Origin of the sequence: Streptomyces sp. CT34 (assembly GCF_000805335.1) — a bacterium.
Lineage (GTDB): Bacteria > Actinomycetota > Actinomycetes > Streptomycetales > Streptomycetaceae > Streptomyces.
Window position 1 is genome coordinate 4643995 of sequence record NZ_KN708638.1, and the last position, 10108, is coordinate 4654102.

Consider the following 10108-nt stretch of genomic DNA (forward strand, 5'->3'; position numbering starts at 1 on the left):
AGTGCCGCACGGGTAGGGGTGGGGCGGGAGATCGCGGGTAAGAGGCGCGCGGACGATCTCCCGCTCTCCCCGCCGGGCCGCCCGCGCGACACGGCCTAGCAGCAGAACGGGGCCTTGTCCATAGCCCCCATGGGCGGGCAGTGTCGGTGCTCGCAGGTAGATTTCGAACAGGGCAGCGCTGCCGGACGACGACTCTGGTGGCTGCCCGGAATCCGACGAACAGTGGCGCCAGAGGTGCCGGGACCAGTGGGAGTGATTCGCGTGGATCGTGTCGCGCTGCGTGGGCTGAAGGCCCGAGGACACCACGGGGTGTTCCCCCGGGAACGCGAGGAAGGCCAGACCTTCATCGTGGACCTGGTCCTCGGCCTGGACACCCGCCCAGCGGCGGCCTCCGACGATCTCGGGAAGACCGTCCACTACGGCATCGTCGCCGAGGAGGTGGTGGCCGTCGTGGAAGGCGAGCCCGTCGACCTCATCGAGACCCTGGCGGAGCGCATCGCCGACCAGTGCCTGAAGCACGAGGGGGTGCAGGAGGTCGAGGTGGTGGTCCACAAGCCGGACGCACCGATCACCGTCCCCTTCGATGACGTGACCATCACCATCACTCGGAGTCGAGCATGAAACCCACCCGCCACCCCACCCCCACGCCCGGCGGCGCCACCGCGTCCCGCCCCGCCGACCACCTCGGCGACCCGACCGTCCAGCCGGTGCCCGCCTCCGTCGTGGAGAAGGTGGACGCGGCCGATGTGACGCTCTCCAACCCCAAGCGCGCCGTGATCTCGCTGGGCAGCAACCTCGGCAACCGCCTGGAGACCCTCCAGGGTGCCGTGGACGCGCTGGAGGACACCCCCGGACTGCGGGTCAAGGCCGTCTCGCCGGTGTACGAGACCGAGCCGTGGGGCGTCGAACCCGGTTCGCAGCCGTCGTATTTCAACGCCGTGGTGCTGATCAGGACGACGCTGCCGCCGGAGTCCCTGCTGGAGCGCGGGCACGCCATCGAGGAGGCCTTCGAGCGGGTGCGGGACGAGCGCTGGGGGCCGCGCACGATCGACGTGGACATCCTCGCCTACCAGGACGTGGTCTCCCAGGACCCCCGGCTGACGCTGCCGCATCCGCGGGCCCATGAGCGGGCGTTCGTCCTGGTGCCGTGGCACGACGTCGACCCGGCGGCGGAGGTTCCCGGGCACGGTGCGGTGGCCGCGCTGCTGTCGGCCGTCGGCAGCGAGGGCGTGACCCGTCGCACGGACCTGGAACTGCGGCTGCCCGAGTAGTCGTTAGGGTTGCGGGTCGGTCGCGTACGGCGACGACGCGGCAGGATGCCGGGGTGCGCTGATCTACTGATGCGTGCGCCCGGTACGGTGCCGCGTCGATGCGCGCGTACGGGACGGACTCGCGGCCATGCCGGCAGGTGTGGTCCAAGACGGCAGACGGGGCCATCGCGGCAGGGATGGCCGGAACGGTACGAGGGGCGATCGCTCGGTGAAGCAGCTACGGATCAAGGTGCTGGTCGGGCTGTTCGTGGTGGCCGGGGTCCTGGCCTGGGCGGGTGCCCGGCTGTGGGACTCCTTCGGGACGCTGCCCGGAGTGCCGGTGGCGGCGCCGATCGTGCTGGCGCTGATCGCCGTCGTGCTGGCCGCCATGGCGGTCTCGATCCGGTCGGGGCTGCGGGCCCAGCGGGAGCGGCGGCCGGACGCGAAGGGCGTCGATCCGCTGCTGGCCGCCCGTGCGGTGATCTGCGGCCAGGCGAGCGCCCTGGTGGCGTCCCTGGTCGCCGGGCTCTACGGCGGGGTCGGCGTCTTCCTGCTGACCTCCGGACTGGACGTCGGTCCGCGCCGCGCCCAGGAGGTCTACGCCGGGCTGTCGGTGCTGGCCGGCGTCGCGGTGGTCGCCGCGGCGATGTTCCTGGAGCGGGTCTGCAAGCTGCCGGAGGGCGGCGACGGCGACGACGACGGCCCGGGGGCGGCGCGGGCGTAGGGCCCGGCCCACCGGGCGGACCCCCTGCCGCCGGCGCGCCGGGCGGATCGCCGCGGCGCGGCGGCGGAGCCCTGGATCGGGCCCCGGAGTCCCGGATCAGGTCCCCGGGACCGTGCCGGCTGCCGGGACCGTTTCGAGGGCGACCTCGCCGCGCGGGGTGCCGGCGGCGTCCGCGGTGGTGGCGCGGCGCAGGGCGGAGTGCAGCCGGGCGGGGGTGAGGACGCCCAGGTGACGGTCGCCGTCGCGGACCGCTATCCACCCGGCGTCGTGCTGGAGCATCGTGCTGAGCGCCTGCCGCAGCGGCGCCCCGAGCGGCAGCCAGGCGTCCATCCGGTGGGCGTGTGTGCGGACGGTCGCGTCCTTCGGGGCGGGCTCCCCGGCGGTGCCGGTGAGGGCCGCGGCCGGGACCCAGCCGTACGGGGCGTCGTCGGCGTCCAGGACGACCGCCCAGGGGGCGTCGTCGGCGGCGAGCCGTGCGGCGGCCCGGTCGGCGGGGTCGTCCGCGCGGACCACCGGCGGCTCTTCGAGGTCGGCGGCCTCGACGGGGGTGACGGAGAGGCGCTTGAGACCGCGGTCGGCGCCGACGAACTCCGCGGTGTACGGGGTGGCCGGGGCGCCCAGGACGGTCGCGGGGGTGTCCAGCTGCTCGATGCGCCCGGCACCGTAGACGGCGATGCGGTCGCCGAGCCGGACCGCCTCCTCGATGTCGTGGGTGACGAACAGGACCGTCTTGTGGAGCGTCGACTGGAGCCGCAGGAACTCGTTCTGGAGGTGCTCGCGGACGACCGGGTCGACGGCGCCGAACGGCTCGTCCATCAGCAGCACGGGCGGGTCGGCGGCCAGCGCGCGGGCGACGCCGACGCGCTGGCGCTGGCCGCCGGAGAGCTGGTCGGGGTAGCGGTCGCCGTACACCGACGGGTCCAGGCCGACCAGGTCGAGGAGTTCGGCGGCGCGGGCACGGGCCTGCTTGCGGGGGCGGCCGAGGAGGTGCGGGACGGTGGCGGTGTTGTCCAGGACGGTCTTGTGGGGGAAGAGGCCGACCTGCTGGATGACATAGCCGATGCGGCGGCGCAGTTCGACGGGGTCGGCGGCGGCGATGTCCTCGCCGTCGAGGAGGATGCGTCCGCCGGTGGGCTCGATGAGCCGGTTGACCATCTTCATGGTCGTGGTCTTGCCGCAGCCCGACGGGCCTACGAGGGTGATGAGTTCGCCCGCGGCGACCTCGAAGGAGAGGTCGTCGACGGCCGTGGTGCCGTCGGCGTAGCGCTTGGTGACGTGCTCGAAGCGGATCAAGGTTCCCCCCTGTGTCGACGCCCCATTGTGTACAGATGGCGCGGGGCCGGTCGTGAACGGGGTGTTGCGAGTGGAGACCGGGCCGGGCCGATTGTCAGTGCCGGGGGTTAGGGTCGCAGACAGTCACCGGAAATGTGAGCGAGCAGGGCGGGGGAGGTGACGACGGGTGGACGTAGCGGCGAGTGCGACGGCCGCGGCGGGCGTGCTGACGGGTGCGCGGAGCATGGCGCCGGGTGGTGGGCCGAGCTGCCTGGAGGCGAACGACTGGATCTGCGGTGAGTATCTGCGCACCCGGAGCCAGGAGTTGGTGGACGCCACGGTCCAGCATGTCGGCATCACGGTCGTCTCCGTGCTGATCGGACTGCTGGTCGCCTTTCCACTGGCGCTGCTGGCCCGGCGCCGGCGGGGCGCCGCGGCCCCGGTGCTGGGGCTGACGACGGTGCTGTACACGGTCCCGTCGCTGGCGATGTTCGCGCTGCTGACCCCGGTGTTCGGCGTCTCGCCCGCGGTGGTCGTCACGGGCCTGGTGATGTATTCGCTGACGATCCTGGTGCGCAACATCCTCGCGGGGCTGGAGGCGGTCCCCGCCGAGGTGCGGGAGGCGGCGCGCGGGATGGGGTACGGCTCCGCGCGGCTGCTGTTCGAGGTGGAACTCCCGCTCGCGCTGCCCGCGTTGGTGGCCGGGCTGCGGATCGCCACGGTCTCGACGGTGGCGATGACGACCATCGGCTCGGTCGTCGGGTACGGCGGGCTGGGCAATCTCATAGCCAGCGGCATGGAGGGCTTCTTCAAGGCCGAGGTGCTGACGGCGTCGGTGCTGTGCGTGCTGCTCGCGCTGGTGGCCGATCTGCTGCTGATGGGCCTTCAACGGCTGTTGACGCCGTGGACGCGGGGGCGGGCGCGGGCCGGGGGCCGGTTCCGGCGTGCGGTCGGTGCGGCGAAGGCGGTGGGGTGAGCGATGGACGCGATCACGGGCGCCTGGCAGTGGCTGACGACGGCCGCCAACTGGGCCGGGGAGAAAGGGGTGTGGCACCGCCTCGGCGAGCATCTCCACCTCAGCGGGCTGTGCCTGCTGATCTCCTGTCTGATAGCCCTGCCGGTGGCGCTCTGGCTGGGACACCTCGGCAAGGGCGGGGCGCTGGCGGTCAATCTCTCCAACGTGGGGCGCGCGGTGCCGACGTTCGCGGTCCTGGTGCTGCTGACGCTGAGTCCGCTGGGGACCCACGGCGACTGGCCGACGATCATCGCGCTGGTGCTGTTCGCGGTGCCGCCGCTGCTGACCAACGCCTATCTGGGCATGCGGGAGGCGGATCGCGATGTGATCGAGGCGGCGCGCGGGATGGGCATGTCGGGGCCGCAGCTCCTGCTGCGGGTCGAGATACCGCTCGCCTACCCGCTGATCATGACCGGGCTGCGCTCGGCCGCGGTCCAGGTGGTCGCCACGGCGACCCTGGCCGCCCTGGCCGGCGGTGGCGGGCTGGGCCGCATCATCACCGCGGGGTTCGGTAACTACGACACCGCGCAGGTGGTCGCCGGGGCGGTGCTGGTGGCGGTGCTCGCGCTGGTCGTGGAGGGGGCGCTGGTGCTGGTGGACCGGGGCTGCGATCCGATGCGGGGGCGGCGGCGCGGGGCGAAGGGCCCGCGTTCCGGGGAGGAGGGCCCAACGGGCCCTGGTGCAAGGCGTGGTGACGCTGCCGGGGCTGGTGCCGACGGTGACGGAGGCATCGACCGGCAGGCCGGTGGCGGCGAGGTGGTCGCGGCGCGGAAATCCGCCTGACGGGGAGCGGCGGGTGTGCCGTGCCGCGGTCGCGGCCCGCCGCGGCGGCATCCGTACGGCGCCCGTAGCGGTGTCCCACGGCGCCCGTACCGCACCCACGGCGTCCCGTAACGGCGGCCACCGTACGCCCCGTTGCCCGCCGTCGCAGCGAGCCAGGCAGAACCCGGCAGCCGGCCCGGCAGCCGGCCCGGCACCGACCGACATGTATCGACCGACTGGATTCGAACGGACGGAATGGTGAATTCCATGAGCAGCACGTCGCGCACGGCGCGTACCGCGGTTGTCGCGGGAACAGTGATGGCGCTGGCGGCCGGCCTGGCCGCGTGCGGCAAGAGCCTTGAGGAGCAGGGCGGCGGCCGGGGCAAGGGCGGCGGGAAGGGGGAGATCGTCGTCGGCTCGGCCGGTTTCACCGAGTCGAAGGTGCTCGCCGAGATCTATTCCAGGATCCTCGACGACGCCGGTTACCACGCACGCGTACAGACGCTGGCCAATCGCGAGCTGTATGAGCCGGCCCTGGAGAAGGGCCAGATCGATGTCGTTCCGGAATATGCCTCCACGCTCGCGGAATTCCTCGACGCCAAGAAGAACGGCCCCAAGGCGAAGCCCGTCGCGTCCAGCGACATCGGCAAGACGGTGACCGCGCTCAAGGCTCTCGCCGAGCCGCGCGGTCTGAAGGTGCTGGCCGCGGGCAGGGCCACGGACCAGAACGCGTTCGCGGTCACCAAGGAATTCGCCGCCAAGTACCGGCTGAAGACCCTCTCCGACCTCGGCAGATCCCAGCAGAAGATCAAACTCGCGTCGGGTGAGGAGTGCGAGACGCGGGTGTTCTGCAAGCCGGGCCTGGAGAAGACCTACGGCATCGACATCGCGGCCCTCGACCCCAAGGGCGTGGGGACCACGCAGGCCAAGCAGGCGGTCAAGGACGGCACCGACCAGATGGTGCTCACCACGACCACGGACGCCACTCTCGACAACTTCGGACTGGTGCTTCTGGACGACGACAAGAAGCTCCAGAACGCCGACAATGTGCTGCCGGTGGTGAATGCCAAGAGAGCCGGTGGCAAGGAGATCGAGTCCGCTCTCGGCAAGCTGACGGGTGTGCTGACGACCGAGGACTTGATCAACTTGAACCGCAAGGTCGATGCCGAGCGTCTCAAGCCCGCGGATGTAGCGCAGGCATATTTGGAGTCCAAGGGGCTGGTCAAGAAGTAACCAGCGGGAAACGGATTGGCATGCGGGGCCCCATAGGTCCCGCACGCACGGTAAGTTTCTGGCCATGTCACGAGGACGCCACCGCCATTCACCACCCCTCCACCGGCTGCTTCCTCCATCGACGGTCGCCGGTGCGTCAATTGCCTGCGCCACGGGCGCGTGGTTCGTCGGCGACGACCTCGTGCAACGGGTGCTCGCCGCCGGTGCCGCGGCTGCCGCGGTCACCGGTGCCGTACTCATGCGGACCTGGGACCGCAAGGCCGGCAAGCGGGTCGCCGACCTCACCCGTGCCCGGGCGCGCGACGAGTGGCGCACCGAGGAGCGCATAGCCGAGCTGGAAACGGACGTCGAGGAGTCGCGCGAGATCCGCGCCGCCCTGGACACCAAACTCCGCGCCAAGCGAGCCGAGTTGGCCCGGCTCCGCAGCGAACACGCCGCGCTGCTGCGCCGTTACGCCACCGCCGAGACCGAGCGCGCCAGCGCCCTGGAGGGCCGCCGGCTGCTCGCCATCGGGGCCGGCACCCCGGACGCCGCGGACGGTGCCATGGACGCGGACCGGGCCGAGGCCGAGGCCGCGGACACGGGCGCGGACGACGGGCCGGCGGCGTCCGGCGGCGGGCTGGTCCCGGCCCGGCGCGCGTCCCCGGACGGTGCGGACCGGGCCCGGGCCCGAAGGACCGCCACGTTCGCGGAGGCGGACCGCGCACTGTGCCGGCTGGCCACCAACGCCGCCCGGCAGCGCGAGGACGCCCGGAACCGGCAGTCGCAGTCCAGGCCGCCGGGCCGGGCGAAGGCCCCGGTTCCGGCGCCGGCGAAGGCGGCGGGCGGCCGGCACGCCAAGGACGGCCAGGACGGCGGGAACGGCCAGGGGAAGCCCGAGGCCGCCGACCAGGGGAAGCCCGGGGCGGCGGTCGCACAGCGTACGGGGGGCGACGCGCAGGCCACCCGTACGGGCACGCCCGGCGGACCGGCGCTCCGCCCGGTACCGGCCGCCGCCGCTGCCGTCGTCCCGTCCCGCCCGACCGTGCCCCGCACCCTGGGCGGCTTCGACTTCTTCGGCAACGCGAGCGTCTCGCCCCGGCAGCTGACCGCGCCGCTGGAGGACGACCTGGCGGACGTCGTCGGCGACGAGGCGGTCGCCGAGCAGTCGGCGCGATCCGAGGCCCGCACGGCCACTGCGGAGGACGCGGAGGGGGCGGGTACGGCCGGTGCCGCGGATGGCGAGGATGAGGCCGATGCGGGCGACGCGGGCGACGCGGCTGGTCCGGAGGACAGCGCCGACGGGGCCGATGAGGCAGCGACGGACGGCGAAACGGCCGACGCCCCGCCCGCCGACGGGGACGGGGCTGACGCCGCGTCTGCCGACGGGGCGACGACGCATGGCGCCGGCGAGGTCATCGACCTGACCGCACACGACGAGACCGAGCAGCTCGACCTCGCCGAACTGCGCACCGCGATCTCCTGACGGCGGGAACCGGCGCACCGGCGCGCCGTCACAGCGGCACACACTTCGGGGCCGTCCACAGCCTGTGGACGGCCCCGAAGTGTTCGCCGACCGCGGCCGGCCGGCACGGGCCAACCGCGCCGGCCGGACGCCTACTTGTCGATGTCCCCGACCACGAAGAACAGCGACCCCAGGATGGCGACCATGTCGGCGACCAGGGTGCCCGGCAGCAGCTCCGTCAGCGCCTGGATGTTGTTGTACGACGCGGAGCGGAGCTTGAGGCGGTACGGGGTCTTCTCGCCCTTGGAGACCAGGTAGTAGCCGTTGATGCCGAGCGGGTTCTCGGTCCAGGCGTAGGTCGTGCCCTCCGGGGCCTTGAGGACCTTGGGGAGCCGCTGGTTGATCGGGCCGGGTGGCAGCTCCGCGATGCGGTCCAGGCAGGCGTCGGCGAGGTCGAGGGAGTTGTGGGTCTGCTCCAGCAGGCACTCGAAGCGGGCCAGGCAGTCGCCCTCCTGTCTGGTGACCACCTTGAGCGTGGACCCGAGATCGCCGTACGCGAGATACGGCTCGTCGCGCCGCAGGTCGAAATCGACGCCCGATGCACGGGCGATCGGCCCGGAGACGCCGTACGCGTGCACCGTCTCGCGGGCCAGCACGCCGATGCCGCGGGTACGGCCGCGGAAGATCTCGTTGCCCAGGACCAGGTTGTCGAAGACGTCCATACGGGAGCGGACGTCGGCGACGGCCTGCCGGGCGCGGCCGAGCCAGCCGGCCGGCAGGTCCTCCTTGAGGCCGCCGACGCGGTTGAACATGTAGTGCATCCGGCCGCCGGAGATCTCCTCCATGACGGTCTGCAACTCCTCGCGCTCCCGGAAGGCGTAGAACACCGGGGTGATGCCGCCCAGCTCCAGGGGATACGAGCCGAGGAACATCAGGTGGTTCAGGACGCGGTTCAGCTCGGCGAGCAGCGTGCGCGTCCAGACGGCGCGCTCCGGCACCTCCATACCGAGCATCCGCTCGACCCCGAGGACCACACCCAGCTCGTTGGAGAACGCCGACAGCCAGTCGTGGCGGTTGGCGAGCATGATGATCTGGCGGTAGTCGCGCGCCTCGAAGAGCTTCTCGGCGCCGCGGTGCATATAGCCGATCACCGGCTCGGCGTGCTGGATGCGCTCGCCGTCCAGGACGAGGCGCAGCCGCAGCACGCCGTGCGTGGAGGGGTGCTGCGGGCCGATGTTCAGCACCATGTCGGTGCTCTCCGCCGCGCCGCCGATGCCGACCGTCGTCTCCGTCATGGGGACAGTGTCGCAGGGCACGGGCGCGGTACGGCGGCTGAGGGGGATGGGACCGGCCGCCCCCAGGGGCACGCAACGTCAGGCGACGCCCCTGGTGAGCAGCCCGGCGCAGGCCGCACCGACCGGCTCCAGGAGCCAGCCGAAGCCGCCCAGCCCCGCCGGATCGGTCAGCTCCGCGGCGGCACCGGCCGCGCCGAGGGCCCGTACGTACCCGGCGGGATCGGTGGTGGCCAGGGACAGCGGCGGACGCCGGCCGGACACGCCCAGGGCGTGCAGGGCGGCCCGCTGGGTCAGCTGCTCGGCACCCGGTCCGGCACAGGCGTCCAGCGCGACATGCGCGGTGATGTCGCAGCTGCCGTCCGGGACGGGGCGCACCTCGCGGCCCTCGCGGAAGCCGGCGAGGGTGCCGAAGAGCGGCCGGTCGGCGCGCCGGTGCGCATAGTCCACGGCGACCGCGAGCCCGGCGCGGAGCGTACGGACGGCGCGCGCCCACGCGGCGTCCCGGGGGCGGCCGATCTCGGCGCGCAGCCCGGGTGAGGGGCCGGTGGCGGCGGCCTGCGGCGCGGCCTCCGGCCACCAGCGGGCGAGCCATTCCGCGTCCGGTCCGGCGACCGGCTCGCCGAGCCGCTCCGTACCGTCCGCCCGTACCAGGACCCGGCGCGGAACGCCGTCCGCATCGGTCTCGACGACGTCCACCGGCACGTTGTCGAGCCATTCGTTGGCGAACAGCAGACCGGTGAGCGAGCCCGGCGCCGGCAACTCGGCACACCACTCGATCCGCGGATCCAGGCCCTCGGGACGGGCGGCGCGCTCGACGGCGTACGGGCGCAGCCGCCCGCCCACCTCCTCGGGCAGCACGCCCAGCACCCCGCTCAGCAACTCGCCGCGGCCCGCGCCCACATCGACCAGCGCCAGCTCGTCCGGCCGCCCGAGCGCGGCATCGACGCGGCGAAGGAGCGTGGCGACGGCGCCGGCGTACAGCGGGGAGGCGTGGACGGAGGTACGGAAATGGCCCGCGGGACCGGGGCCGCCGGGCCGGGTGTAGAAGCCGCCGGGGCCGTAGAGCGCCTGCTCGGTCGCCTCCCGCCAGCCGCGCCAGCCGCCGGCGGCCGG

At 73.2% G+C, this 10108-nt stretch carries 10 protein-coding genes; 7 read left to right on the forward strand and 3 right to left on the reverse strand.

Annotation, left to right across the window (positions count from 1 at the left end; all coding sequences use genetic code 11):
• The first annotated feature begins 261 nt into the window (after positions 1 to 261).
• The 3 genes from folB (at position 262) to RZ84_RS20340 (ending at position 1974) form a co-directional block, all read left to right on the forward strand.
• Positions 262 to 621, forward strand: a complete 360-nt coding sequence (gene folB, locus RZ84_RS20330; RefSeq protein WP_043265492.1) for a dihydroneopterin aldolase — start codon at positions 262 to 264, stop codon at positions 619 to 621.
• A complete protein-coding gene (gene folK / locus RZ84_RS20335; RefSeq protein WP_241777780.1) occupies positions 618 to 1271 on the forward strand; it encodes a 2-amino-4-hydroxy-6-hydroxymethyldihydropteridine diphosphokinase in 654 nt (217 codons plus the stop codon). The genes folB and folK overlap by 4 nt, the downstream gene beginning before the upstream one ends.
• A gap of 208 nt (positions 1272 to 1479) precedes the next feature.
• Complete coding sequence (locus RZ84_RS20340) at positions 1480 to 1974, forward strand: DUF3180 domain-containing protein (protein ID WP_043265493.1); 495 nt, start codon at positions 1480 to 1482, stop codon at positions 1972 to 1974.
• Positions 1975 to 2070: 96 nt separating this feature from the next.
• On the opposite strand, the gene RZ84_RS20345 is transcribed toward RZ84_RS20340, so the two are convergent.
• Positions 2071 to 3267 (reverse strand): ABC transporter ATP-binding protein, encoded by a 1197-nt coding sequence (locus tag RZ84_RS20345; protein WP_043265494.1) that lies wholly within the window; start codon positions 3265 to 3267, stop codon positions 2071 to 2073.
• A 223-nt stretch (positions 3268 to 3490) separates the two neighbouring features.
• Here RZ84_RS20345 and RZ84_RS20350 point away from each other — a divergent pair, with 223 nt between their 5' ends.
• The 4 genes from RZ84_RS20350 to RZ84_RS20365 all read left to right on the forward strand — a co-directional run bounded on the left by RZ84_RS20350 (position 3491) and on the right by RZ84_RS20365 (position 7721).
• Positions 3491 to 4222, forward strand: a complete 732-nt coding sequence (locus tag RZ84_RS20350) for an ABC transporter permease (protein WP_043270378.1) — start codon at positions 3491 to 3493, stop codon at positions 4220 to 4222.
• Between the two features lie 3 nt (positions 4223 to 4225).
• Positions 4226 to 5044, forward strand: a complete 819-nt coding sequence (locus RZ84_RS20355; RefSeq protein WP_052230049.1) for an ABC transporter permease — start codon at positions 4226 to 4228, stop codon at positions 5042 to 5044.
• A gap of 246 nt (positions 5045 to 5290) precedes the next feature.
• Complete coding sequence (locus RZ84_RS20360) at positions 5291 to 6256, forward strand: ABC transporter substrate-binding protein (protein WP_043265495.1); 966 nt, start codon at positions 5291 to 5293, stop codon at positions 6254 to 6256.
• A gap of 64 nt (positions 6257 to 6320) precedes the next feature.
• A complete protein-coding gene (locus tag RZ84_RS20365) occupies positions 6321 to 7721 on the forward strand; it encodes a hypothetical protein (RefSeq protein WP_043265496.1) in 1401 nt (466 codons plus the stop codon).
• Between the two features lie 131 nt (positions 7722 to 7852).
• Here the strand turns inward: RZ84_RS20365 and RZ84_RS20370 are convergent, their stop codons facing one another.
• Positions 7853 to 8995 (reverse strand): NADH-quinone oxidoreductase subunit D, encoded by a 1143-nt coding sequence (locus RZ84_RS20370; protein WP_043265497.1) that lies wholly within the window; start codon positions 8993 to 8995, stop codon positions 7853 to 7855.
• A gap of 78 nt (positions 8996 to 9073) precedes the next feature.
• The coding region (locus RZ84_RS20375) for an SAM-dependent methyltransferase (RefSeq protein ID WP_241777781.1) at positions 9074 to 10108 on the reverse strand (1035 nt) is incomplete at its 5' end.

Excerpts from the sequence above, each read along its gene's own strand:
- folK (WP_241777780.1), top strand. The coding sequence starts at position 618 with ATGAAACCCACCCGCCACCCCACCCCCACGCCCGGCGGCGCCACCGCG.
- RZ84_RS20350 (WP_043270378.1), top strand. The coding sequence starts at position 3,491 with ATGGCGCCGGGTGGTGGGCCGAGCTGCCTGGAGGCGAACGACTGGATC.
- RZ84_RS20355 (WP_052230049.1), top strand. The coding sequence starts at position 4,226 with ATGGACGCGATCACGGGCGCCTGGCAGTGGCTGACGACGGCCGCCAAC.
- RZ84_RS20360 (WP_043265495.1), top strand. The coding sequence starts at position 5,291 with ATGAGCAGCACGTCGCGCACGGCGCGTACCGCGGTTGTCGCGGGAACA.
- RZ84_RS20365 (WP_043265496.1), top strand. The coding sequence starts at position 6,321 with ATGTCACGAGGACGCCACCGCCATTCACCACCCCTCCACCGGCTGCTT.
- RZ84_RS20370 (WP_043265497.1), bottom strand. The coding sequence starts at position 8,995 with ATGACGGAGACGACGGTCGGCATCGGCGGCGCGGCGGAGAGCACCGAC.